This window comes from Microbacterium sp. F2E (assembly GCF_020905435.1).
GTDB classification, from domain to species: Bacteria; Actinomycetota; Actinomycetes; order Actinomycetales; family Microbacteriaceae; genus Microbacterium; species Microbacterium lacticum.
On record NZ_JAJJIB010000006.1, the window covers coordinates 94358 to 117980 of the forward strand.

The window sequence follows — 23623 nt, forward strand, 5'->3', positions numbered from 1 at the left end:
GGATGGTGACAACAGCCCCAGCTTTCTGACACGGGCACGCGGAGAATGCTGAAGTCGAGCCATATCGACTCTCCGTGTACGAGGAGGTAGCTAAGGTGATCGCAAATGCAGTCGGACGCAACACCGAGCAGCCGGTGCCGGTGGATCCATCTCGCGATCACGACCAGTACATTCTCGACGCTAAACATGCGGATCACTGCCCGCTACCACAACACCGTGTTGCTCATCGGGATGTCGCTGGCAACACTAGCTGTGCGCAGGATCCCCTCGAACACCCACTAGAGTCCCGCAGTTCACTCGCTCAGCGCCGTCCGGGCGCCAGGTTCGGCGTCTCCGGAATCCGGGCGCTCACCGCAACAGAAAGGAAACCGACATGGCAAAGGCAGTAGGAATCGACCTCGGAACCACCAACTCCGTCATCGCCGTCTGGGAGGCTGGCGAGGGGAAAGTGATTCCCAACGCTGAAGGCGCCCGCACCACCCCGTCCGTCGTCGCGTTCACAGAGGACGGCGAGCGGCTGGTCGGGCAGCTGGCCCGCCGGCAGAGCATTCTGAACCCGAAGGGCACCATCACCTCTGCGAAGCGGTTCATCGGTCGTTCTTTCGACGAGGTCAAGGACGAGGCCCACGCCGTCACATTCGACGTGGTCGAAGGACCAAACGGCGAGGCCCGCTTCAACATCCGGGGAAAGCTCTACGCGCCGGAGGAAATCAGCGCTATGGTGCTGCGCAAGCTCGTCGACGACGCCAGCAAATTCCTGGGTGAGAAAGTAACTGAAGCCGTCATTACCGTTCCGGCATACTTCAACGACGCACAGCGGACCGCCACGAAGGACGCCGGCCGCATCGCGGGCCTGAACGTGCTCCGCATCATCAACGAGCCCACCGCGGCCGCTCTCGCGTACGGGATGGACAAAAAAGGGCACGAGACGGTCCTCGTGTTCGACCTGGGCGGTGGCACGTTCGATGTCAGCATCCTCGACGTAGGCGACGGGGTGGTGGAGGTCCGTTCCACCGCTGGTGACACTCACCTGGGCGGTGACGACTTCGACCGCCGCCTTGTGGACTACTTCGCCGAGCAGTTCAAGAGCGAGAACGGCATCGACTTGCGCAACGACCCGCAGGCGCTGCAGCGACTGTTCGAAGCGGCCGAGAAGGCCAAGGTCGAGCTCAGCTCGGTCAGCCAGACGCAGGTGAGCCTGCCGTTTATCACGGCTGACGCCAACGGGCCGAAGCACCTGACATTGACGGTCACGCGGTCCAAGTTCGACGACCTCACGGCCGACCTGGTGGAGCGCTGCCTGGGCCCGGTGCGTCAGGCGATGGCTGACGCGAAGGTGAGTGAGAATGATATCGACGAGGTGATTCTCGTCGGGGGCTCCACCCGCATTCCCGCCGTGCAGTCGCTGGTGAAGAGGCTGACCGGGGGCAAAGAGCCCAATATGACCGTCAATCCCGACGAGGTGGTCGCAGTCGGCGCCGCCATTCAAGCCGGTGTGCTCAAGGGCGACGTCGATGACGTGCTGCTGCTGGACGTGACCCCACTGTCGCTGGGGGTGGAGACTCGCGGTGGAGTGATGACGAAGATCATCGAGCGCAACACCACCATCCCCGCGCGACGCAGCGAGGTCTTCTCAACAGCCGAAGACAATCAACCTTCGGTGGACATCGTCGTCTTGCAGGGTGAGCGTGAGAACGCGGCGGACAACCGGGTGCTCGGCCGGTTCCAGCTCACCGGTATCCGTCCGGCGCCTCGCGGCGAAGCGCAGGTGGAGGTCACCTTCGACATCGACGCGAACGGCATCCTGAATGTGACCGCTAAAGACAAGGACACCGGCACCGAGCAGGGGATCACGATCAGCGGCACCTCGAACCTCGACCAGGGTGAGATCGACCGAATGATCAAAGAAGCCGAGCAGAATCGCAACGAAGACCAGGCGCTGCGGCGGGCCGTCGATGCCCGCAACGAGCTGGATTCCGCCGCCTACCAGGTGGAGCGGGTGTTGCGCGAGCTCGGTGAGTCGGCGCCCGGGCATGAGCGGGCGCGAGCAGAGATGCTCATCACTCAGGCGCGTGAAGCGGTGGCAAATAACGTCAGCGAGCAGGAGGCGAAGGATCTCACCGGTGAGCTGTTGCAGATGGCCCAGTCTCTCGCAGCGGCCCGCGCGACCAGCCAGAACGAGGACTCCGCATCCGTAGACGAAGACGAAGACGACGTCGTTGACGCCGAGTTCGACAAGTAACGGGAAGGAGTACACCTCGATGCCCGACGAACACGATCACGAACACCACACCACGCCGTTGGACCAGGTCGACACCGGAACCGCGGAGGCGCTCTCTGACGCGGGCACCGCGACGGCGGAATTCGCGGAGCAGCTGCGTACTGCTGAGGACCGGTGGCGGCGGACGGCCGCGGACCTGGACAACCTCCGCAAGCGGACGGCGCGGGAGATCGAAACGGCCCAGGAGCAGGAGCGGCGGCGGACAGCGAAATCTTTCTTGCCGGTCATCGACGGTTTGGACAGGGCGTTGAGCTTTGCCGAGAACCTGGGTGAAGGTGTGCGCGGCGGGATCGAAGCGGTCCGGGCTGAGGCTGCCGGTGCGCTGCGCGCTCTCGGGTACCCGGAGATCGCTGTGGAAGGCGCGGTCTTCGACCCGCAGCTGCACGAAGCAGTGTCAGTGGTCGAAGATTCCCAAATGCCCGCGCGCACCGTTATCGCCGTCACTCGGCCGGGGTTCGGCACAGCTGAACGCATGCTTCGCCCCGCTGCGGTGGTCGTCACTCGCCTTCCGGACGGGGGCTAGCCCATGGCGGACGACCTGTACGGCGCCCTGGGGGTCTCTCGGACGGCAGACCAGAAAGAGATCCGCCGCGCATACCGGGAGAAGGCCCGCAAATTCCATCCGGACGTCAACAAGACGCCGGGCGCGGAGGAGACCTTCAAGCGCATCAGCGAAGCCCACGATGTGCTCTCCGACCCGGAGACCCGCGCCCAGTACGACCGGTTCGGGGAGAACTTCCGCCAGTACGCCGCCGCCGATGCCGCGCATTCCGCTTCTGGCCCGCGTCGCGGCGGCGGCACCCGGTACACCCGCGGTGGGACGGGTGCCCAGAATGTGAACTGGGAGGATCTGTTCGGCGGGGGCTTCGGCGGCTTCGGCCGAGGAGTGGACCACTCCGCCGAGCTGGAACTCACTGTCGAAGAGGCCTACCGGGGCGGGAAGCGCACCGTGCAAATCGGATCGCCGTTCGGCGGGACGCGGGAATACGTCATCGACATCCCCGCTGGCGCCGTCGACGGTCAGCGGCTGAGGATTCCCGGCGCAGGTGGGGCCGGTGCGGACGGGCAGGACGGCGATCTGCTGGTCACGCTGCGCGTGAAAGACAGCAAGAGGTACCGACTGGATGGCGCGAACATCGAAACCGACCTTCCCATCGCCCCGTGGGAGGCGGCGCTGGGCGCGGATGTGAACATGCCGACCCCTGGCGGTTCGGTCACCGTGCACGTCCCGCCCGGCTCTTCCACCGGCAGGCGGCTGAGGCTTCGCGGTCAGGGTATGCCGCGACGTGGACAGCCGGGCGACTTGTACGCCCGGGTCAAGGTCGTCGTCCCCCGCACCCTCACCAAAAAGGAGAAGGAGCTGTTCGAGAAGCTCCGCGATGTGTCGTCGTTCGATGCGAGGAGAGGATCATGACCTCACGTCACCTGCCCGTTCGGATTGCCCGGGTCGACCTGCAGGCCGCTGCTGTCGCCGCCGGCATCCACCCCGACACGCTGCGCAAGTTCGTCGACCTCGGCCTTGTTACCGCGCACACCGATCGCACCGGAAGTCTCTGGTTTGCGCGGACCGTGCCCGACCGGGTGCACACAATCGTGCGGCTGCACTCGGATCTCGCCGTCAATTACGCCGGCATCGCGCTTGTCCTGGATCTACTCGCTCGCATCGAGCAGCTCGAGCAGCAACGCCCTATTCGACTTGAAGGAGACACCTCGTGGACATGAACTCGCTCACCCAGAAGTCGCAGGAAGCTCTCGCCTCCGCGCAGAACATCGCTGTCCTAGCCGGGCAGATTGAGACGGACGAAGAGCACCTCCTGCTGGCGTTGCTGCAGCAGGAGGAGGGGCTGGCACCCCGGCTGCTGCAGGCGACCGGCGCTGACCCGGACTCGGTGCGCGCGGCGGTGGAGGCGGAGATAGCCCGGAAGCCGAGGGTGTCCGGAGCCTCCCCGCAACCCACGCAGGTCTACCTCAGCCGCAGCCTCGCGGCCACTCTTGAACGCGCCGAGCGGGAAGCGAAGCGGCTGAAGGACTCGTATATCTCCGTCGAGCACCTGCTGCTCGCCCTCGCCGATGACTCGTCTTCCCGGGCCGCATCGCGGATCCTCCGTGAGCACGGCATCACCCGGGAGAACTTCCTGGCTTCCCTCAGCAAGATCCGAGGCAACCAGAATGTGAACTCTGCCACCCCCGAGCAGACTTACGAAGCGCTCGAGAAGTACGGCCGAGACCTGGTCGCTGACGCCCGCGCGGGGCGTCTGGACCCGGTCATCGGCCGGGACTCGGAGATCCGCAGGGTCATCCAGATCCTCTCTCGCAAGACGAAGAACAACCCCGTCCTCATCGGGGAGCCCGGTGTCGGAAAGACCGCCATTGTGGAGGGGCTGGCCCAGCGCATCCTCAACGAGGATGTCCCCGAGGGGCTGCGGGACAAAACGATCTTCTCCCTGGACCTGTCCTCGCTGGTAGCGGGGGCAAAGTACCGGGGCGAGTTCGAAGAGCGGATGAAGGCCGTGCTCGCTGAGGTCACTGCAGCCGAGGGGCGCATCCTGCTGTTCATCGACGAATTGCACACCCTCGTCGGTGCGGGCGCCACGGAAGGAGCGATGGACGCCGGCAACATGCTCAAGCCGATGCTTGCCCGCGGTGAACTGCACCTGATCGGGGCGACCACTCTCGACGAGTACCGCAAGCACATCGAGAAGGACGCCGCACTGGAGCGACGGTTCCAGACGGTGATGGTCGAAGAACCGGACGTGGAGGACGCGATCTCCATTCTCCGCGGACTGCGGGAACGTCTGGAGGTCTTCCACGGCGTCCGCATCCAAGACAGTGCCCTGGTAGCCGCGGTCACGCTGTCCTACCGTTACATCCCGGACCGGTTCCTGCCGGACAAGGCGATCGACCTCGTCGATGAAGCCTGCGCGCGGCTGCGCACCGAGATCGACTCGATGCCCGCTGAGCTGGACGAGCTCACCCGTCGCGTCACACGCCTGGAGATCGAGGAAGCGGCACTGTCCAAGGAGACCGACGCTGCCAGCAAGAAACGGTTGGAGGAGCTGCGCCGCGAGCTCGCCGATCTGAGGGCAGAAGCGGACGCGAAGCGCGCGCAGTGGGAGGCGGAGCGGCAGGCGATCCGCAAGGTGCAGGAGCTGCGCGCGGAGCTGGAGCGGCTGCGCCGCGAAGCCGAGGCCGCCGAACGCTCCTACGACCTCAACCGTGCCGCCGAGTTGCGGTACGGGGCCCTGGCCGACGTCGAGCGCCGCCTCCAGGCGGAGGAGGAACGGCTGGCCCGCAAGCAGGGCGGGCAGCGGCTGCTGCGCGAAGTGGTCACCGAGGATGAGATCGCCGAGATCGTCGCAGCGTGGACAGGCATCCCGGTCGCCCGGTTGCAGGAGGGAGAGCGCGACAAGATCCTCTCCCTTGACACCAAGTTGAAGGAACGGGTGGTCGGCCAGGACGAAGCAATCGCGTTGGTCACCGACGCGATCATCCGCGCCCGCTCCGGTATCCGCGACCCGCGCCGCCCCATCGGGTCGTTCATCTTCCTCGGGCCCACCGGTGTGGGGAAGACCGAGCTTGCAAAGGCGCTCGCGGAGGCCCTGTTCGACAGCGAGTCCGCGATGGTCCGCCTCGATATGAGCGAGTACCAGGAACGGCACACCGTCAGCCGCCTGGTCGGGGCGCCTCCCGGGTACATCGGTTACGACGAGGGCGGCCAGCTCACCGAGGCCGTACGCCGTCGCCCTTACAGCGTCGTCTTGTTCGACGAGATCGAGAAGGCCCACCCGGACGTGTTCAACACGCTGCTGCAGGTCCTCGACGACGGACGGATCACCGACAGTCAGGGCCGTACCGTCGACTTCCGCAACACCATCATCATCATGACCTCCAACATCGGTGCCCATCACCTGCTTGGTTCCGATGGAGGCGAGATCCCCGACGATATCCGCAACAGCGTGCTCGCTGAGCTGCGCGGCCACTTCCGCCCGGAGTTCCTCAACCGTGTGGACGACATCGTGGTGTTCGCGCCGCTGGGGCGCGAGCAGATCCAGGAGATCGTGGAGCTGCAGTTCAACGACCTGCGCGCCCGACTGGCGGAGCGTAATATCCGCCTCGAACTGACCCCGGAAGCGCGGCAGTTCATCGCCGACCGGGGTTACGACCCGGTGTACGGCGCCCGGCCGCTGCGGCGCTACATCAGCCATGAGATCGAAACACGGCTGGGGCGGGCGCTCCTCAGCGGCGAGGTGACGGACGGGGCGACGGTCACTCTCGATGTTCGCGAGGGTGAGCTTGTCTTCGACATCGACAACTCCGCATCCGAGGAGACGGCATGAGCGCCATCGTCTCGTGCCCGAACTGCGGGAAGAAGAACCGCGTCCCTTCTGCAGCATCCGGGTACCCTCGGTGCGGGGTCTGCAAGACCACGCTCCCGTGGATCGTGAATGCCGGCGACGATGACTTCTCCCGGGTCGTGGAGCAGGCGCCGCAGGTGGTGCTCGTCGATCTGTGGGCGTCCTGGTGCGGACCGTGTCGGCAGGTCAGCCCCGCACTGGAGAACGTCGCCACGCAGCGGGCAGGAAAGCTCAAGCTCGTGAAGGTGGACGTGGACGCTGCACCGGAAACGGCGCGGAAGTTCTCCGTTCAGGCAGTACCGACCCTCCTCATCCTCAAAGACGGGAAGGTCCTCGCCCGCCAAGCCGGCGCGGCACCCCCGGACGTGCTGCTGCGGTGGGTCGACGAAACCCTCGAGAACCAGCCCGCCTCCTCAGCCGCGACCACATGAGGTACGTCGACCCGCACGCTCCCCTCATCCGCCCCGTCCGGCCCCGCACCCCCGGCATGTGTGAGGACTGCGTAGCCGCCGGTACGCGGTGGGTGCACCTTCGGATGTGCCGGACGTGCGGGAAGGTCGGCTGCTGCGACTCATCCCCGATGCGCCACGCCCGCGCGCACGCGTTCACGCAAGGGCATCCCATCGTGCGCTCCCTGGAACCGGGGGAGGACTGGAGCTGGTGCTATTTGGACGAAGCGTACCTATGAGCGACGCTCCCGACCCCTCCGACACCCACCTCCCGCAGACCGAAACCCCCGACCCCGTCGGCGCGTTTCCTCGCCTGTCTGATGAACAGATCGACGTGCTGCTTGAACGCGGGAGGCGGCGGCGGCTCGCCAAGGGCGAGGTGCTCATCCGACCCGGAGATCACCCCTCGTCGCTGTACGTCGTGCTGGACGGGTACCTGCTGACCACGGATACCGAACCAGCAGACGACCCGCGCCCAGCGGACGAGCCGTCGACGGTGGGCGTGCACGGCCGGGGACGGTTCGTCGGGGATGTGGGGCTGCTGGAAGGGCAGCCCTCGTTCGCGTTCGTGTCCGCCATCGACGCCGCCGAGGTCGCGGAGATCCCCGTGGAGGAACTGGAGGCCATCGTCACCTCCGACCCGCTTCTGGGCGAGATCATCCTGCGCGCCTACCTCATCAGACGCTCCCTCGCCATCGGTGTCGGCGCCGGGTTGCGGGTCGTGGGCTCGTGCTTCTCCCCTCAGACCCGTGAGCTCTTGGACTTCGTCGCCCGCAACCGGCTCCCCCACCGGCTGGTCGACTTGGACAAGGACGAGAAAGCGGAGCAGTTGGTCCGCCGGCTGGGCGCGACGGTAGCCGACTTCCCCCTGGTCATCCTCGGCGGCGCCCGCACGGTGCTGGCCGCCACGCCGGCCCGGCTGGCCGCTGAACTCGGAATGCGACCCCCGGCACCGCCGACGACCTGCGACGTCGTCGTGGTCGGGGCAGGACCCGCCGGGTTGGCATCGGCGGTGTACGCGACGTCGGACGGGCTGTCAGTGTACCTGTGCGATTCGGTGGCAACCGGCGGGCAGGCGGGCACGTCGGCGAGGATCGAGAACTACCTCGGCTTTCCCGCCGGGATCTCCGGTGCCGAGCTTGCGGACCGCAGCGTCCTGCAGGTTCGGAAGTTCGGAGCCACCTTGGACATCCCCGCTACTGTGATGGAGATCGTCGAGGATGACGACAGGTTACGGGTCGTGTTCGATGACGGCCGTGAGGTGACCTCGGAGGTCGTCGTGCTGGCCACAGGAGTCAGATACCGGTCGCTTTCCGCCGCGGGTTTGGACAGGTTCCAGACCTCCAACGTCTTTTACGCCGCGACCGCGCAGGAAGCGCGGGTGTGCGGGGACGCGCCGGTCGCCGTCGTCGGCGGCGGGAACTCCGCCGGCCAAGCGGCGCTGTTCCTTGCCCGCACCTCCTCCCGCGTGTACCTGGTGGTGCGGGCGGCGGAGCTGGAGGCGGGGATGTCACGCTACCTCGTGGACCAGATTCAGAATCACCCCCGCATCGAGGTGCTGCTGTCATCGGAAGTCGTCGACGCGGACGGCGACGGTCGGCTGGAACGAATCACCGTCCGAAGTGCACACGGTGAACTGCGGCAACTTGAGGTCGGGTACGTGTTCGTGTTCATCGGCGCCGTCCCCGCCACCGACAGGCTGACCGTCGGGGTGCAGCGCGATGCCGACGGATACATCCTCACCGGATCGGACGCCGAGCTCGCCGGCTATCACTCGTCCGGCTCCGCCCGATTCTCGCTGGAAACCACCGTCCCGGGCATCTTTGCAGTCGGCGATGTGCGGCATGGTTCGGTGAAGCGCATGACCTCAGCGGTTGGGGAGGGCGCCAGCGCGGTCAGACAGATCCACGAGTACCTCTCCAAGGGTCGTCACAACCGGGTGGGCGCATGAGGGCGGCGCTCACCTGGCCGCTGCGCCTGGCACGGCGAATGCCGGTCCTTCACATCGCCGCGGAGCGGGGGGAGGGCCCGACGGTCATTCTGCTGCACGGCATCGCCTCCTCATCGGTGACGTTCCATAACGTCCTTCCGCTGCTTGAGAGCACGCGCCGCTGCATCGCCATCGACCTGCTCGGTTTCGGGGAGTCACCTGCCCCCGCCTGGGCGGACTACACCCTCGCCGAGCACGCGGCTGCCATTGAGCGCACGGTGGCATCACTGCGGCTGCGGGAACCGTTCACGGTCGTCGGCCACTCCATGGGCGCGCTCATCGCCGCCCGGTATGCCGCACGTAATCCACGGCGAGTCTCTGGACTCGTTATGGTCAGCCCGCCTATCTACCTCTCCCCGACGGAGATCGGCGATACATTCGAGCGCGCACGAATGGGCTTCTACCTCCGGCTCTACGAGTACCTGCGAACGAACCGAGAGTTCACGCTTCGTCATGCCGCCCTGGTCCAGCGACTTCTTCCCATCCCGAAGGCCGTGGACATCACCGAACGCAACTGGGAGCCGTTCGTCAAATCGTTACAGCACTCTATCGAGTCGCAGACCACTCTCAGTGATCTCGCTCACGTGAAGGCGCCCGTGGACGTCATCATGGGCGACCTCGACGAATTCCGGTCAGAAGCCGCGCTGCGCATCGTCGAACGGATGCGGGGCATCCGGGTCCGGCGAGTCCGCGCGACCAACCATCTCATCGGCAAGCGGCTCGCACGGGCTGTCGCTCAAACGGTGCTAACCCAATCTCCCTCAGATATTGCCAAGAATGAGTGGCACTCTCGGGGGTCAGGCCCGCAGCTCGTGACTCCTGCCATCGCTGCGCGTGGGCGGAAGCGGTGAACCACCCTGTCCGAAAACCTGTCCGTTTACTGCCCGTAGCCGTCCGTAAACGTCCAGAGATAGACTGAGCCCCAGACGGCAACTGCCGCCTGGGGCTCAGTAAATCGCTGGTCTCAAGAACCGGAAGTGTGGCTCTGAGGGCCTCCCGGAATCAGACCCCGAAGTACAGCTCGTACTCGAACGGGTGCGGGCGCGCGGCGAGCGGCTTGATCTCGTTCTCGATCTTGTACTCGATCCAGGTCTCGATGAGCTCCGGCGTGAACACGCCACCCGCGAGCAGGAACTCGTGGTCGGCGCGCAGCGCCTCGAGCGAGTCGAGCAGCGAGTTGGGCACCTGCGGGATGTTCTTCGCCTCCTCGGGGGGAAGCTCGTACAGGTCCTTGTCGACGGGCTCGTGCGGCTCGATGCGGTTCTTGATGCCGTCGAGGCCCGCCATCATCTGCGCGGCGAACGCGAGGTACGGGTTGCCCGAGGCATCCGGCGCACGGAACTCGATGCGCTTCGCCTTCGGGTTCGAGCCGGTGATCGGGATGCGGATCGCGGCGGAGCGGTTGCCGGCCGAGTAGACCAGGTTGACCGGGGCCTCGTAGCCCTTGACCAGGCGCTTGTACGAGTTCAGCGTCGGGTTGGTGAAGGCGAGCACCGCGGGTGCGTGCGCGAGGAGGCCGCCGATGTACCAGCGGGCGATGTCGGAGAGGCCGCCGTAGCCCTTCTCGTCGTAGAAGAGCGGCTTGCCCTCGAGCCACAGCGACTGGTGGGTGTGCATGCCCGAGCCGTTGTCGCCGAAGAGCGGCTTGGGCATGAAGGTCGCGACCTTGCCCCACTGCTCGGCGACGTTCTTGACGATGTACTTGAACTTCAGGATGTCGTCGGCCGCATGCACCATCGTGTCGAAGCGGTAGTTGATCTCCTGCTGGCCGCCGGTGCCGACCTCGTGGTGCGCACGCTCGAGGATCAGGCCCGAGTCGATCAGGTGCAGCGAGATGTCGTCGCGGAGGTCGGCCGTCTTGTCGACGGGGGAGACGGGGAAGTAGCCGCCCTTGAAGGGGGTCTTGTTGGCGAGGTTGCCGCCCTCTTCGGCGCGGCCGGTGTTCCAGGCGCCCTCTTCGGAGTCGACGGAGTAGAAGGAGCTGTTCTGCTTCACTTCGTAGCGCACGTCGTCGAAGATGTAGAACTCCGCCTCGGGAGCGAAGAACGCGGTGTCGGCGATGCCGGTGGAGGCGAGGTACTTCTCCGCCTTCTTGGCGACCTGACGCGGGTCCTTCGAGTAGATCTCACCGTTGCGCGGGTTGTAGATGTCGAAGAGCATGATGAGCGTCTTCGCCTCGCGGAACGGGTCGAGGTACGCGGTGGAGACATCCGGAATCAGCTGCATGTCCGACTCGTGGATGTTCGCGAAACCGCGGATCGACGAGCCGTCGAAGAGCTGACCGACCGTGAAGAACTCCTCGTCGACGGTCGAGGCGGGGATGTTGAAGTGCTGCTGCACACCAGGAAGGTCCGTGAAACGGATGTCGAGGAACTTGACGTCCTCGTCCTGGATGAACTTCAGCACCTCGGATGAATCTTTGAACATGGAGTCTCCAAGATCGGGTGCGGAACTGAGCTGACGGGATCAGGCTCGCGCTCACGCTAGCGGGGGAGGGTTGCTCCCCAGTATCCCCCGTGTTTCGAGGATGTTACGAGCCCCCCGGCTCGGAGCGCGCGAGGCCGCGGGTAGGCTGATGAAGTGACGGATGCCGCTGCCGAAAACTCCTATCCGGGCGAGCGTCTGGGCCTGCGGTCGGCGGGAAGCGGCAGCATCGCCCGCCCCGGACGACGTATCGCGGCCCTCGCGATCGACTGGGCGTGCGCCGTGATCGTGTCGATCGCGTTCTTCGCCTACGACTCGCTCGCGACCCTCGTGGTGTTCGCGATCGTGCAGATCGTGTTCATCCCGACGCTCGGCGGCAGCCCCGGCCATCGCCTGCTCGGCATGCGCGTGCAGCTCGTCACCGGCGGCTGGGTGGGGCTCTGGCGTCCGATTGTGCGGACGGTGCTCCTGTGCCTCGTGATCCCCGCGGTGATCTGGGATGCCGACCAGCGCGGGCTGCACGACAAGGTAGCCGGCACGGTGCTTCTCCGCCGCTGACGGGACCCGCTCGCGGATCAGCGCGGACGCGGCGCGCGCGCGCGCATCGGGTCGATCCCCTTGGGGATCGGCAGCGACGTCACCGACTGCGACACCGAGTCGACGCGCTTGACGACGGCGGCCATGGTGGTGCGGTCGACCTTCTTCGGCAGCGACTTGATCGTCGACGAGAGCTTCGAGATCGGCACGTCGCCCTCGCCGTGACCGACGTAGATCACCTGGATCGGCACACCGGAGGCGACGCGCTGCACCTTCATCTTCTCGTCGTTCACGAGACGGGTGAGGCGCCCGCGCGAACCCTCCGCGACGAGGACGACGCCGCCCCGGCCGATCACGCGGTAGACGGCGTCCTGCGTCTTCGGGTTGACGCCGACGGGCATGTCGGATGCCACCCAGTTGCGCCCGAGCGAGGTCGAGAGCACGTGGCCCGAAGCTCCCGGCATCCCGTCGAGCTTCTTGTACATCGCGCGCGTCGACAGACGCGTGAGGAGCACCATCGCGCCCAGGATGCCGAACATCAGACCGGTGAGGGCCCAGAGGATGACGCTCCACACCGCGACCGGCGGGATCAGGAAGCCGATGAGCAGCCCGATCGCGACGCCGAGCACGACGATGCCGATGAGTGCCCAGCCCAGCCACGAGAACTCTGCCTTCGTGAACGTGAACAGCGAGCGCAACTGCGCGAAGAATCCGGGGCGCTTCTCGGGCGCGGTACTGCGGGAGGCCATGCAGACAGCCTACCTTCGCGGGCCCCGTCCCACTCACCGGACCTCGCGCCGGTCGGGGGCGCTCGAGCGGCGCCTCCTCCCCAACGCGCGCCCGAGCGGATCTGTCCACAATCGGGCCGTTCCGTGCTCTGCGCCGCGGCCGGGCGCGCCACACTCGGGGCATGTCCGTCATCGCCCCGATCGTTCTGCTCGACCCGCCCGCGGCCCTCCGGCGGCTGCGCGCCGACGAGGCACCCTACCCGGGCACGCTGCACGCGGGCGACCCGCAGACCGTCCACGTCGACGTCGACCTCCTCCCCGCGGCGGTGTGGCGGTGCCGGCTGGACGGGCACCTGCTCGTGCCGCACGACCTCGCCCGCACCGCGGACGGTCACGCCGCGGTGATGATCCACTGCCCCGAGCGTCTGGTCTCGTTCGTGGGCGCCGCCACCCGGCCCGGCGAGGCCGTGACGATCGCGGTGAGTGTGCTGCGCGCGGCGGAGGAGGCGCGTCGCGCGGGGATCGAGGCGGGCGCGTGGTGGGTGGATGCCGGTGGTCGCCCGGTGCTCGCCGCCGGCGGAGACCGGCGGTGGGCCGGGGACGCCGCCGACCTCCTGGCCGAGCTCGCCGAGCTGATGCGCGCGCAGGAAGCACGGGAGGCGCCGGCCTTGTGGGCGCCGCCGGCATCGCGGGGAGAGCACCGCACCGCTCGCGAGGTCGCCGACGCGCTCGACGATGCGGCGCGGCTCGTGGCGGCGCCCCGTCTGCACGCGGCCGATGTCGCCTCCTGCGAGGAGGCCCTGTTCGCGGCGGCAGCGCCCGAAGCGCTCGCGCGGGCGGCATCGGACGGCGCGGAGGAGTCGATCGCGCCGCGGCGCGCGGACTCGCTGCGGCGGACGGCGACGCCGGAGGCCGCGGAATCGTGGCTTGCGCGCTTCACCGACGCGGAGTGGGCGGCGCGGGTCGCGGAGGCGCTGCGCTCGCTGGTCGCCCTTCCCGCCCGCATCGGCGAGCGACGACGCGAGCGATCGGTGCGCGCGGCGGGGTCTGCGCGGAGGGGCGGGCGCGCGGCCCGCGCCGCGGATCGGGGTGGGGTCGACGCCCGCAGTAGCCGCGGCGGCAGTGCCACGCAGCCCGCCGCCGCGACGTCCGCGACGGGCGCGAAGAGACGAGCGCCGCTGCTGATCGCTGCGGCCGTGGGCACCGTCGTGCTCCTCGGGGGGCTGCTGTGGCCCGAACCCGGGTCGCGCGCCGCCGACGGGGCATCCGTCTCGCCCTCACCCGGCTCCGCGTCGGCAGCCGTCGATCCCGCGGCGACCGCCCCCGCCGACGCGTCTGCCGACCCCGCGACGGAGCCGGCGGCCGGCGATCCGGCGGCGCCCGATGCCGTGGTGCCCCCGGCGACGACCCCGCCTTCGGAGGGCGGCGACCTCGAGGAGGCGGCGCGTCAGATCGTGCGGGCGGTCGCGGCCTGCACTCCCGAGCCGGAGTCCTGCGCGGTGCTGCGCGAAGATGCCACGGCGGAGCCGCTGTCCGGACTGGTCACGAGCCCCACCGAACCGGTCATCACGCTCGTCGACGAGTACGGCGGGGTCGCCGTCTTCCGGCTCGAGCCGGCCGCGGCCGGCACCGAGCCTCCGACCGAGCCGGCCGAGGCAGAGGCGACGGGCAGCGGGGCGGCGCAGATCCTGGTGCTCGTCAGCGTCGACGGAAAATGGCTGATCCGCGACGTGTACGACGTCGCGGATCAGCCATGACCGGGTGGGATCGGATCAGATCCCGAGCTGCGGGGCGAAGTCCGCCGTCTCGAGGCGGCTCTTCACCGCACCGAGGAAGCGGGCCGCGTCGGCGCCGTCGACGATGCGGTGATCGTACGACAGTGCGAGGTAGACGTACGAGCGGATGCCGATGGCATCCACACCGTCGACCTTGACGACACCGGGCTCCTTGACGACCGCGCCCGTGCCGAGGATCGCCGACTGCGGCAGGAAGACCACCGGAGTGTCGAACAGCGCGCCGCGCGAGCCGGTGTTGGTCACCGTGAAGGTGCCGCCGGCCAGCTCATCGGGCTTCAGCTTGTTGTCGCGCGTGCGGGCCGCGAGGTCGGCGATCTCCGAGGAGATCTCCGCGAGCGACTTGCCGGCCGCGTCGCGCAGCACGGGCGTCAGCAGGCCGCGCTCGGTGTCGACCGCGATCGAGATGTTCTCGGTGGCGGGGTAGACGATGTCGGTGCCGTTGACGGTCGCGTTGATCACGGGGTAGGCCTGGAGGGCTTCCGCCGCGGCGAGCACGAAGAAGGGCAGGAACGACAGCTTCCCGCCGGTCTTCGCCACGAAGTCCGACTGCACGGCGCCACGGTAGGCGGAGACCTTCGTGACGTCGACCTTCACGACCGTGGTCAGCTGAGCGGTCTGCTGCATCGAGGCGACCGCGCGCTCGGCGAGCACCTTGCGCAGACGCGACATCGGCTGCGTCGTGCCGCGGAGCTCCGAGACCTCGAGCGCCGGGGCGGCGGGAGCGGCGGGTGCGGAGGCGGCGGCCGGCGTCTTGGCCGCCTCTGCCGCCTTCAGCACGTCTTCCTTGCGGATGCGGCCACCGACACCGGTGCCGGTCACGCTCGCGAGGTCGACGCCCTGCTGCTGGGCGAGGCGGCGAACGAGCGGCGTCACGTACGTTGTGACGTCGTCGTCGGATGCCTCGGCAGCGGGAGCCGCAGCGGCCGGAGCGGCAGCCGGGGCGGGCGCGTTGGCGGGAGCAGCAGCGGCCGGGGCCGGGGCAGCCGCCGGAGCCGCAGCGGGGGCCGGCGCGGGAGTCTCGGCGGCCGGCGCGGGAGTCTCGGCGGCCGGCGCGGGAGCCTCGGCGGCCGGCGCGGCTGCCGGTGCACCCGAGCCGATGCGGGCGAGCACGGCGCCGACGGCGACGGTCTCGTCTTCGCCGACGACGATCTCCTGCAGGGTTCCGGCGACCGGCGACGGGATCTCGGTGTCGACCTTGTCGGTCGAGATCTCCAGCAGCGGCTCGTCGACGGCGACGTCGTCGCCGACCTGCTTGAGCCAACGGGTCACGGTGCCCTCGGTGACGCTCTCGCCGAGCTCGGGCAGCACGACGTCCTTCGCGTCGCCGGAGGCGGCGGGCGCAGGCGTGTCGACGGCCTGCTCGGGGGCGGTCTCGGGCTGGGCCGGCTCGCTGACCTGCGTGGGTGCCTCGGCGGCGGGTGCCTCGGCGGCGGGCGCCTCGGCAGCCGGGGCGGCCTCGGCCTGCGGCTCCTCGGCGGCGGGCGCGTCACCGGCGGACGCAGAACCGCTGCCGTCGCCGATCTTGGCCAGGATCGCGCCGACCTCGACGGTCTCGTCCTCGCTCACGAGGATCTCCTCGATGACGCCGCTGACGGGAGACGGGATCTCGGTGTCGACCTTGTCGGTCGAGATCTCGAGCAGGCCCTCATCGGCCTGAACCGTGTCACCGACGTTCTTGAGCCAGCGGGTGACCGTACCCTCGGTGACGCTCTCGCCGAGCGCGGGGAGGACCACGGATGTGCTCATGACTGTGTCTCCTTCAAAAAAGTCCGATGTCGTTCTAGCTTAGTGACCCGCGCACGGGGCGGGTGTCAGAGGGCGTGCAGCGGCTTGCCGGCGAGCGCCAGGAACGCCTCGCCGAGAGCCTCGCTCTGGGTCGGATGCGCGTGGATGAGCGGCGCGAGGTCTTCGGGGTGTGCCTCCCAGCCGACGGCGAGCTGGCCCTCGGTGATGAGCTCCCCGACGCGGTCGCCGATGAGGTGCACGCCGACGATCGGTCCGCTCTCCGTGCGCACGACCTTGACGAGGCCGGCGGTGCCGATGATCTCGCTCTTGGCATTGCCGGCGAGGTTGTACTCGTACGTCTGCACCCCCTCGCCGTGCAGCTCCCGCGCCTGCGCCTCGGTGAGTCCGACGGAGGCGACCTCCGGGCTCGAGTAGGTGATGCGCGGGATGGATGCCTCGGGCACCGCGACGGGGGACAGGCCCGCGATCTGCTCGGCGACGAAGATGCCCTGCTGGAAGCTGCGGTGGGCGAGCTGGAGGCCCGGCACGATGTCGCCGACCGCCCAGATGTGCGCCGCCGACGTCTGCAGTCGCTCGTCGACGGTCACGAAGCCGCGCTCCCGCGCGACGCCGGCCTCATCGAATCCGAGTCCGTCGGTCGCGGGCCCGCGACCGACGGCGACGAGCAGGTAGTCGGCCTCGAGCACGGTGCCGTCTTCGAGGGTCAGCGAGACCGCGGCATCCGTCTGCGACACGCTCGCGTGACGCACGCCGAGCTTCTGCCCGATGCCGCGCTTGCGGAACGCCCGCTCGAGACCCTTGCTGAGGGCGATGTCCTCGTTGGGGACGAGGCGGTCGAGCGCCTCGACGATCGTGACCTCGGCCCCGAACGAGCGCCACACACTCGCGAATTCGACGCCGATGACCCCGCCGCCCAGTACGATCACGCGCTCGGGAACGACGTCGAGTGCCAGCGCGCCCTCGCTGGTCAGCACCCGGCCGCCGATCTCGAGACCCGGCAGCGTGCGACTGTACGACCCGGTGGCGAGCACGACGTCCGCGCCGCGGTAGACGTCGTCGCCGACGGCCACCCCGCGGTCGGCGAGGAGACGCCCCTCGCCCTCGACGACGGTGATGCCGCGGGCCTTCAGAAGCCCCAGCAGCCCCGCGTACTTCTTCGCGACGATGCCCTCGCGGTACGCCGTCACCGCTGTCGCGTCGATGCCCTCGAGGGAGGCGGTCACGCCGACGCCCGCGGCGCTGCGCACGTGATCCGCGACCTCGGCGGTGTGCAGCAGCGCCTTCGTGGGGATGCAGCCGCGGTGCAGGCAGGTGCCGCCGACCTTGTCCTTCTCGATGACGGCCACGCTCCGGCCGAGCTCGGTGGCGCGGATCGCGGTGGCGTATCCGCCGCTGCCGCCGCCGAGGACGACGAGGTCGAAGGTGTGCTCGGTCATCGCCCTGCCTCCTCGAGAAGAGCGACGAGCGAGCGCACCGTCGCGGCGGTGGGTCCCTTGTCGGTCGCGCCGAAGGATGCCTTGGCGGTGCCGCTGCCGGCGATGTCGAGATGCACCCAGGGGATCCGCGGTGCGTCGTCGTCGTCCGAGACGCGGCCGACGAAGCGCTGCAGGAACAGTCCCGCGAACAGCGATCCGCCCGAGGTGTCGCCGATCTTGGCGTTCTGCAGGTCGGCGATGGGGGAGTCGAGCTCGTCCTCCATGTGCGCGGGCAGCGGCAGGCGCCAGGCGAGCTCGTCGGCGCGCTCGGCGGCCGCGAGGTACGCGGCGACCGCGTCGTCGTCGCCCATCACGCCCGTGTGGCGGTGACCGAGCGCGACGATGATCGCCCCGGTGAGCGTCGCCACATCGACGATCAGGTCGGGTCGGGTGCGGCTCGCCGCGACGAGGCCGTCGGCGAGCACCACGCGGCCCTCCGCGTCGGTGTTGAGCACCTCGACGCTCTGGCCGTCGGCGATGCGCACGACGTCGCCCGGGCGGAGGGCGCGGCCCGAGGGCATGTTGTCGGCGACGCACAGCCAGCCCGACACGCGGATCGGCAGTCCGAGCTCCGCGGCGGCGCGCACGACCGCGAGCACGGTCGCCGCGCCCGCCATGTCGAACTTCATCCCCACCATGCCCGCCGGCGGCTTCAGCGAGAGCCCGCCGGTGTCGAAGGTGATGCCCTTGCCGACGAGCGCCACGTGGTGGTCGGCGCCCTCCGGGTGATAGTCGAGGTGCACGAGGCGCGGCGGCCGGTCGGATCCCTGGCCGATGCCGAGGATGCCGCCGAAGCCCTGCTCCTCGAGCGCGGTCTCGTCGAGCACCGTCACCTCGACGGGAAGGTCCGCCACGGCGCCCTGCGCGGCCTCGGCGAGATCCTGCGGGCCGAGCCACTGCGCGGGGGTGTTCACGAGGTCCTTGACGAGTGCGGCCGCGGCGGCCACCGTGCGGGCACGGGGGAGCGAGGCATCCGCTTCGGCCGGTGCGCCGTGCAGGCTCACGTGCTCGGCGCGCGCGGGGCCGGTCGTCTTCTTGTAGTCGTCGAACCGGTAGCCGCCGAGCAGGGCGCCCTCCGCGACGGCGGGCCAGCGGTCGTCGCGGAGACCGGGCGCGCCGACGGCGAGGTGGGCGAAGCCGGTCGTGGTGCGCACCGCGGCACCGACGGCGTCGCGCACGGCGGCGGCGCTCGGGTCGGCGCCGGTGCCGACCGCGAACACGGGCAGGGCGGTCACGTCGGGCAGCGCGACGCGGGTGGTGGATCCGGGCGACCCGACGAAGCCGGCGCCGGCGAGCGCGGCCGCGAGACCGGGCCACTCGGCGAGCAGCTCCTCGGTCTCATCGAGAGGCGGCAGTGCCAGCACGAGCGCGTCGGCATCGGCCTGGGTCAGCGGAGTGGAAGAGATCGACAGCTCAGGAAACGCCATGGATCCCATCCTAGGTTTGCCGCCCCGCGGGCGACCCGCCGCGCCGCAGCGGGGCGTGTTCGCTGTCAGCGGCACAGCGCCGCACCCCCTCGCGCGGCTCGTACAGTGGATGCATGCCCTTGAGCGGTCCCCTCTACGAGCGCGTCGCGTCGGCACCTCCCGTGCCCGCGGGCCTTCCCCTAGTCGTCGCGCTGACCGGATTCACGGATGCGGGCAGCGCCGTCTCCCGCATGATCGAGCTGTTCCGCGACGACCTCGACCCGTCGCCGGTCGTCACGTTCTCCGCCGACGTGCTGCTCGACTTCCGCGCCCGCCGCCCCATCGTCACCTTCGACGGCGACCACCTCGTCGACTACCGCCCGCCGCGTCTCGAGCTGTCGCTCGCGCACGACGCCCTGGGGCAGCCGTTCGTGCTGCTGGCCGGCTACGAGCCCGACTTCGCGTGGGATGCGTTCGCCGAGACGGTCGTGGGCCTCGCCGAGGGGCTGCAGGTCTCCGGCGTCACGTGGGTGCACGCCATCCCCATGCCGGTGCCGCACACACGGCCGATCGGCACCACCGTCAGCGGCACCCGGAAGGACCTCACACAGGCCCATTCGGTGTGGAAGCCGCACACGCAGGTCCCCGCGACGATGGGCCACCTGCTCGAGCTCCGCCTCGCCGAAGCCGGTCAGGCCGTCGCCGGGTTCGTGCTGCTCGTGCCGCACTACCTCGCCGACACCGAGTACCCGGCCGCGGCCATCGCGGGGCTCGACACCCTGTCGGTCGCCACGGGGCTCGTCTTCGATGCCGACGAGATCCGCGACGAGAACCGCGACTACCTCGCCAAGGTCGACGACCAGGTCGAGGGCAACAGCGAGCTCACGGCAATGCTGCACACGCTCGAAGAGCGCTACGACGCCTATATGGCAGGGTCGACGCTCGCGCAGCCGATCATCCACACCGGAGACCTGCCGAGTGCCGACGAACTCGCCGCCGAGCTCGAGCGCTTCCTCGCCGATCGGCGCGAGGGCGACGACAAGCGCGGCCGCCGCTGACCGATCACGGCGGAATGCCGAAGCGCTCCTGCGCGTTGCACAGAGGGTAGGACGCACACCCGACGTGTTGCGCAAGTTCGCAGTCTGAGGTAAGCGACAATAGGACCTCGACCCGTTGTCTCGACGGCGTGATCCCCTCGCCGGGGTGAAGCGCTGGACTTGACAAGGGTCTTACTAGTGTCCGAAACCCCCGACGCATCGCGTCGGTGAAAGGCGAGACGTGACTTCTGGCACGAAGACCCCCCGTACACGCACGGCAGATGGCACCGAGGTGGCCGAGCAGGCCGCCGAGAGCACCGCGACGAAGACGGCTGCGAAGAAGCCCGCGACCAAGACATCCGCCGCCAAGACCGCGGCGGCAAAGCCGGCGGCGGCCAAGACCGCCGCGAAGAAGCCCGCCGCGAAGAAGCCCGCCACCAAGGTGACGGCCGCGAAGGCGAAGAAGGCGGGCGGCGACGAGCCCGAGGTCGAGGTCGACGACGAGGAGATCGAGGTCGACGAGACGGACGACGCCGACGACGCGGCGCCCGCCAAGGACGCGAAGGATGCCTCGGACGACGACTCCGACGACGACGAGGACGAGGAGGGCACGACCAAGCCCGCCTTCACCGAGCCGCTTCCCACCGGCGCGATCGTCATCTCGTCGGGCGAGGACGACGAGGTGCCGGTCTATTCGACGCAGATCACCGGTGCGACCGCCGACCCGGTCAAGGACTACCTGAAGCAGATCGGCAAGGTGCCGCTGCTGAACGCGGCCGAAGAGGTCGAGCTCGCGATGCGCATCGAGGCGGGTCTGTTCGCCGAGGAGAAGCTGTCGCACATGTCGGCTTCGGAGAAGTCGAACCAGCTGGGCCTCGACCTGCAGTGGGTCGCCCGCGACGGGCGGCGCGCCAAGAGCCACCTGCTCGGTGCGAACCTGCGCCTGGTCGTCTCGCTCGCCAAGCGCTACACCGGGCGCGGCATGCAGTTCCTCGACCTCATCCAGGAGGGCAACCTCGGCCTCATCCGTGCGGTGGAGAAGTTCGACTACACCAAGGGCTTCAAGTTCTCGACGTACGCGACGTGGTGGATCCGTCAGGCGATCACCCGTGCCATGGCCGACCAGGCGCGGACCATCCGCATCCCCGTGCACATGGTCGAGGTCATCAACAAGCTCGCCCGCGTGCAGCGGCAGATGCTGCAGGACCTCGGTCGCGAACCCACGCCCGAGGAGCTCTCGCGCGAGCTCGACATGACCCCCGAGAAGGTCATCGAGGTGCAGAAGTACGGCCGCGAGCCGATCTCGTTGCACACTCCTCTCGGTGAGGACGGGGACAGCGAGTTCGGTGACCTCATCGAGGACACCGAGGCGGTCGTCCCGGCCGACGCGGTGGGCTTCACGATGCTGCAGCGGCAGCTCGAGTCGCTTCTCGACTCGCTCTCCGAGCGCGAGGCGGGCGTCATCCGCATGCGGTTCGGCCTGGGCGACGGGCAGCCGAAGACGCTCGACCAGATCGGCGACACGTTCGGGGTCACCCGCGAGCGCATCCGTCAGATCGAGTCGAAGACGATGGCCAAGCTCCGGCACCCGTCGCGGTCGCAGTCGCTGCGGGACTACCTCGAATGAACGAGGCCCCCAACGACGGCAAGGTGCTGTCGGTCACGACCGACGCGGGCACGTTCAAGCGCATTCCGATCCGCACGCGGGTCGTCATGCCGGGCGACGACCTCGACGCGTTCGTGACCGAGTACGCCGCGGGCGTCGTCCAGCCCGGCGACACGCTGTTCGTGACGGAGAAGATCGTCGCGATCACGCAGGGGCGCTCGTTCACACTCGACGAAATCCATCCTCGCCCGCTCGCGCGTCTGCTGTCGCGGTACGTCGTGAAGACCCCGTACGGCATCGGCCTCGGCATGCCCGAGACGATGGAGATGGCGCTGCGCGAATGCGGCACCCCGCGGATCCTCTTCGCCGCCGCAGTCAGCGCGGTCACGAAGCTGTTCGGCCGGCGCGGCGACTTCTACCGGATCGCCGGTGACAAGGCGCGCGCGATCGACGGCCCCACCGACGGCACCATCCCGCCGTACGACCGCGCCGTCGTGCTCGGGCCCACCGAGCCCGACGCCGTGGCGGCGCGCCTGAAGGAGCTTCTCGGCACCCCCGCGGCGGTCGCCGTCGTCGACATCAACGACATCGGCGGCAACATCCTCGGATCGACGCTCGACAAGGCGGGCGAGCAGCAGCTCGTCCGCATCCTCTCCGACAACCCTCTCGGTCAGGGTCGCCAGTCGACCCCCATGGGCATCATCCGGCGCGTCTGACGCCCGAACGCGGATGCCGCCCCGTCACCAGCCCATCGCGGCGCGGTAGCGGGGGAGGTGTCCGTGCCGGATGCCGCTGGCGGTCGGCTTGTTCTCGAACACGCCCGCGCCCCAGTTGCCCTCGACGAGCACGGGCCCGGTCGGCGTCACGACGATGTCCCAACCGACGTAGCGCACCTCCGGGATCACGAGGGCGACCTCGGTGATGAGCGCGCGCACGGCATCCATCATCGGCAGCCGGTAGTCGGCGATGCGGTAACCGGTCTCCGGGTGCGTCTCGAAGAGGGCGCCGGAGGTGTTGTAGCCCATGCCCATCGCGCGGCCGTCCTCGTGGAGAGCCGTGTAGAAGCCGCCGAAGGATGCCTGGTCGCTGACCTGTCCGCGGCCGAACTTCTGCGCCATGTTGATGATCGCCACCGTGCCGTCGTCGCGTACGAACGTGGTGACGCGCGTCGTGTTCGCCGTGCCGGGAGCGATCGCCTCGAGGTCGGCGTGCTGCAGGATGCGCTCCTCGATCAGCACCTCGCCCTTCGCGAGCAGGTCGGCGTGGAACGCCGGCCAGTCGGTGACATCGGCGGCGTCGTAGCGGCGCACGCCGGCGCCGGACTTGCTCACCGGCACCTTCGCGATGAACACCGGATGCCGCTGCGCGAACGCCTCGAGCTCGGCGGCGTTGCCCGCTTCGAGCGCCAGCCACTCGCGCCCGAGGAACCGGTCGAAGACGCGGTTGAAGTCGATCTTGTCGTGGAAGCGGTGCACCTGCGCCGGATCGTCGTACCGGTTCGAGAGCTCGAGCGCCAGCGGGCTCGTCACCCATGTGGCGCGCTCGGCGCGCGTGAGGATCGCGAAATCGAACTCGATGTAGTCGTTGAACCCGACACGGTGGCGTGCCGCCGACCAGAGCATGTCGGCGAGCACCAGGGGGTAGCTCTTGCCGTGCACCCGGGCGGTGAAGCGGGCCCGTTCGGTCACCGAGGCGTAGTCGAAACCGCGCGCGCGCTCGAACAGCACGCTCACTCGGTGCAGGGGCGACAGACCGCGCGAAGCCATGACGAATCCTCCGAAGGACGGCAGTGG

At 68.9% G+C, this 23623-nt stretch carries 20 protein-coding genes; 14 read left to right on the top strand and 6 right to left on the bottom strand.

Annotated elements, in window-relative coordinates; all coding sequences use genetic code 11:
- Positions 1–373 precede the first annotated feature (373 nt).
- Genes dnaK through LOK55_RS06705 form a run of 9 tightly spaced genes read left to right on the top strand, consistent with a single transcriptional unit; the run spans position 374 to position 9926 of the window.
- On the top strand, positions 374–2242 hold the full coding sequence (gene dnaK / locus LOK55_RS06665) for a molecular chaperone DnaK (protein ID WP_229934749.1): 1869 nt from the start codon (positions 374–376) through the stop codon (positions 2240–2242).
- A 19-nt stretch (positions 2243–2261) separates the two neighbouring features.
- Positions 2262–2804 (top strand): nucleotide exchange factor GrpE, encoded by a 543-nt coding sequence (locus tag LOK55_RS06670; RefSeq protein ID WP_229934750.1) that lies wholly within the window; start codon positions 2262–2264, stop codon positions 2802–2804.
- Between the two features lie 3 nt (positions 2805–2807).
- The gene (locus LOK55_RS06675; RefSeq protein WP_229934751.1) at positions 2808–3695 is read left to right on the top strand and encodes a DnaJ C-terminal domain-containing protein; all 888 of its coding nucleotides are present in this window, start codon (positions 2808–2810) and stop codon (positions 3693–3695) included.
- A complete protein-coding gene (locus tag LOK55_RS06680) occupies positions 3692–4003 on the top strand; it encodes a chaperone modulator CbpM (RefSeq protein ID WP_229934752.1) in 312 nt (103 codons plus the stop codon). The genes LOK55_RS06675 and LOK55_RS06680 overlap by 4 nt, the downstream gene beginning before the upstream one ends.
- Positions 3994–6618: an ATP-dependent chaperone ClpB gene (gene clpB / locus LOK55_RS06685; protein ID WP_229934753.1), complete on the top strand. Its 2625-nt coding sequence runs from the start codon at positions 3994–3996 to the stop codon at positions 6616–6618. Before LOK55_RS06680 ends, clpB begins: the two co-directional genes overlap by 10 nt.
- Positions 6615–7067, top strand: a complete 453-nt coding sequence (gene trxA, locus LOK55_RS06690) for a thioredoxin (protein WP_229934754.1) — start codon at positions 6615–6617, stop codon at positions 7065–7067. The genes clpB and trxA overlap by 4 nt, the downstream gene beginning before the upstream one ends.
- Before the next feature lie 56 nt (positions 7068–7123).
- On the top strand, positions 7124–7324 hold the full coding sequence (locus tag LOK55_RS06695) for a UBP-type zinc finger domain-containing protein (RefSeq protein WP_268252382.1): 201 nt from the start codon (positions 7124–7126) through the stop codon (positions 7322–7324).
- A complete protein-coding gene (locus tag LOK55_RS06700) occupies positions 7321–9036 on the top strand; it encodes a cyclic nucleotide-binding domain-containing thioredoxin-disulfide reductase (protein WP_229934755.1) in 1716 nt (571 codons plus the stop codon). Before LOK55_RS06695 ends, LOK55_RS06700 begins: the two co-directional genes overlap by 4 nt.
- A complete protein-coding gene (locus LOK55_RS06705) occupies positions 9033–9926 on the top strand; it encodes an alpha/beta fold hydrolase (protein ID WP_229934756.1) in 894 nt (297 codons plus the stop codon). The genes LOK55_RS06700 and LOK55_RS06705 overlap by 4 nt, the downstream gene beginning before the upstream one ends.
- A gap of 151 nt (positions 9927–10077) precedes the next feature.
- Here the strand turns inward: LOK55_RS06705 and glnA are convergent, their stop codons facing one another.
- Positions 10078–11502: a type I glutamate--ammonia ligase gene (glnA, locus tag LOK55_RS06710; RefSeq protein WP_196325364.1), complete on the bottom strand. Its 1425-nt coding sequence runs from the start codon at positions 11500–11502 to the stop codon at positions 10078–10080.
- Between the two features lie 153 nt (positions 11503–11655).
- Here glnA and LOK55_RS06715 point away from each other — a divergent pair, with 153 nt between their 5' ends.
- On the top strand, positions 11656–12057 hold the full coding sequence (locus tag LOK55_RS06715; protein ID WP_229934757.1) for an RDD family protein: 402 nt from the start codon (positions 11656–11658) through the stop codon (positions 12055–12057).
- A gap of 17 nt (positions 12058–12074) precedes the next feature.
- Here LOK55_RS06715 and LOK55_RS06720 read toward each other — a convergent pair whose 3' ends face one another.
- Positions 12075–12785 (bottom strand): DUF4191 domain-containing protein, encoded by a 711-nt coding sequence (locus tag LOK55_RS06720; RefSeq protein WP_229934758.1) that lies wholly within the window; start codon positions 12783–12785, stop codon positions 12075–12077.
- A gap of 161 nt (positions 12786–12946) precedes the next feature.
- On the opposite strand from LOK55_RS06720, the gene LOK55_RS06725 reads away from it, so the two are divergent.
- Positions 12947–14521, top strand: a complete 1575-nt coding sequence (locus LOK55_RS06725) for a hypothetical protein (protein ID WP_229934759.1) — start codon at positions 12947–12949, stop codon at positions 14519–14521.
- 15 nt (positions 14522–14536) lie between these two features.
- On the opposite strand, the gene sucB is transcribed toward LOK55_RS06725, so the two are convergent.
- From sucB to LOK55_RS06740, 3 genes are all read right to left on the bottom strand, one after another.
- Positions 14537–16306, bottom strand: coding sequence for a 2-oxoglutarate dehydrogenase, E2 component, dihydrolipoamide succinyltransferase (gene sucB / locus LOK55_RS06730; RefSeq protein ID WP_229934760.1), 1770 nt, complete (start codon positions 16304–16306; stop codon positions 14537–14539).
- Positions 16307–16371: 65 nt separating this feature from the next.
- Positions 16372–17742 (bottom strand): dihydrolipoyl dehydrogenase, encoded by a 1371-nt coding sequence (lpdA, locus tag LOK55_RS06735; RefSeq protein WP_229934761.1) that lies wholly within the window; start codon positions 17740–17742, stop codon positions 16372–16374.
- Positions 17739–19208, bottom strand: coding sequence for a leucyl aminopeptidase (locus LOK55_RS06740; protein ID WP_229934762.1), 1470 nt, complete (start codon positions 19206–19208; stop codon positions 17739–17741). The genes lpdA and LOK55_RS06740 overlap by 4 nt, the downstream gene beginning before the upstream one ends.
- A gap of 113 nt (positions 19209–19321) precedes the next feature.
- Between LOK55_RS06740 and LOK55_RS06745 the strand changes: the two genes are divergently transcribed.
- The 3 genes from LOK55_RS06745 to LOK55_RS06755 all read left to right on the top strand — a co-directional run bounded on the left by LOK55_RS06745 (position 19322) and on the right by LOK55_RS06755 (position 22546).
- Complete coding sequence (locus LOK55_RS06745) at positions 19322–20245, top strand: proteasome assembly chaperone family protein (protein ID WP_141379675.1); 924 nt, start codon at positions 19322–19324, stop codon at positions 20243–20245.
- Between the two features lie 220 nt (positions 20246–20465).
- Complete coding sequence (locus LOK55_RS06750) at positions 20466–21851, top strand: RNA polymerase sigma factor (RefSeq protein WP_229934763.1); 1386 nt, start codon at positions 20466–20468, stop codon at positions 21849–21851.
- On the top strand, positions 21848–22546 hold the full coding sequence (locus tag LOK55_RS06755; RefSeq protein WP_229934764.1) for a coenzyme F420-0:L-glutamate ligase: 699 nt from the start codon (positions 21848–21850) through the stop codon (positions 22544–22546). The genes LOK55_RS06750 and LOK55_RS06755 overlap by 4 nt, the downstream gene beginning before the upstream one ends.
- Before the next feature lie 24 nt (positions 22547–22570).
- Here LOK55_RS06755 and LOK55_RS06760 read toward each other — a convergent pair whose 3' ends face one another.
- Positions 22571–23596, bottom strand: coding sequence for a sugar-transfer associated ATP-grasp domain-containing protein (locus tag LOK55_RS06760; RefSeq protein WP_229934765.1), 1026 nt, complete (start codon positions 23594–23596; stop codon positions 22571–22573).
- Positions 23597–23623: the final 27 nt, after the last annotated feature.

Bases quoted from the DNA above. Each gene is read 5' to 3' on its own strand.
- LOK55_RS06680 (WP_229934752.1), top strand. From the start codon at position 3,692: ATGACCTCACGTCACCTGCCCGTTCGGATTGCCCGGGTCGACCTGCAG.
- LOK55_RS06740 (WP_229934762.1), bottom strand. From the start codon at position 19,208: ATGGCGTTTCCTGAGCTGTCGATCTCTTCCACTCCGCTGACCCAGGCC.
- LOK55_RS06755 (WP_229934764.1), top strand. From the start codon at position 21,848: ATGAACGAGGCCCCCAACGACGGCAAGGTGCTGTCGGTCACGACCGAC.
- sucB (WP_229934760.1), bottom strand. From the start codon at position 16,306: ATGAGCACATCCGTGGTCCTCCCCGCGCTCGGCGAGAGCGTCACCGAG.
- dnaK (WP_229934749.1), top strand. From the start codon at position 374: ATGGCAAAGGCAGTAGGAATCGACCTCGGAACCACCAACTCCGTCATC.
- LOK55_RS06720 (WP_229934758.1), bottom strand. From the start codon at position 12,785: ATGGCCTCCCGCAGTACCGCGCCCGAGAAGCGCCCCGGATTCTTCGCG.
- LOK55_RS06700 (WP_229934755.1), top strand. From the start codon at position 7,321: ATGAGCGACGCTCCCGACCCCTCCGACACCCACCTCCCGCAGACCGAA.
- LOK55_RS06725 (WP_229934759.1), top strand. From the start codon at position 12,947: ATGTCCGTCATCGCCCCGATCGTTCTGCTCGACCCGCCCGCGGCCCTC.
- lpdA (WP_229934761.1), bottom strand. From the start codon at position 17,742: ATGACCGAGCACACCTTCGACCTCGTCGTCCTCGGCGGCGGCAGCGGC.
- LOK55_RS06675 (WP_229934751.1), top strand. From the start codon at position 2,808: ATGGCGGACGACCTGTACGGCGCCCTGGGGGTCTCTCGGACGGCAGAC.
- LOK55_RS06705 (WP_229934756.1), top strand. From the start codon at position 9,033: ATGAGGGCGGCGCTCACCTGGCCGCTGCGCCTGGCACGGCGAATGCCG.
- LOK55_RS06695 (WP_268252382.1), top strand. From the start codon at position 7,124: ATGTGTGAGGACTGCGTAGCCGCCGGTACGCGGTGGGTGCACCTTCGG.
- trxA (WP_229934754.1), top strand. From the start codon at position 6,615: ATGAGCGCCATCGTCTCGTGCCCGAACTGCGGGAAGAAGAACCGCGTC.
- LOK55_RS06670 (WP_229934750.1), top strand. From the start codon at position 2,262: ATGCCCGACGAACACGATCACGAACACCACACCACGCCGTTGGACCAG.
- glnA (WP_196325364.1), bottom strand. From the start codon at position 11,502: ATGTTCAAAGATTCATCCGAGGTGCTGAAGTTCATCCAGGACGAGGAC.
- LOK55_RS06745 (WP_141379675.1), top strand. From the start codon at position 19,322: ATGCCCTTGAGCGGTCCCCTCTACGAGCGCGTCGCGTCGGCACCTCCC.
- LOK55_RS06760 (WP_229934765.1), bottom strand. From the start codon at position 23,596: ATGGCTTCGCGCGGTCTGTCGCCCCTGCACCGAGTGAGCGTGCTGTTC.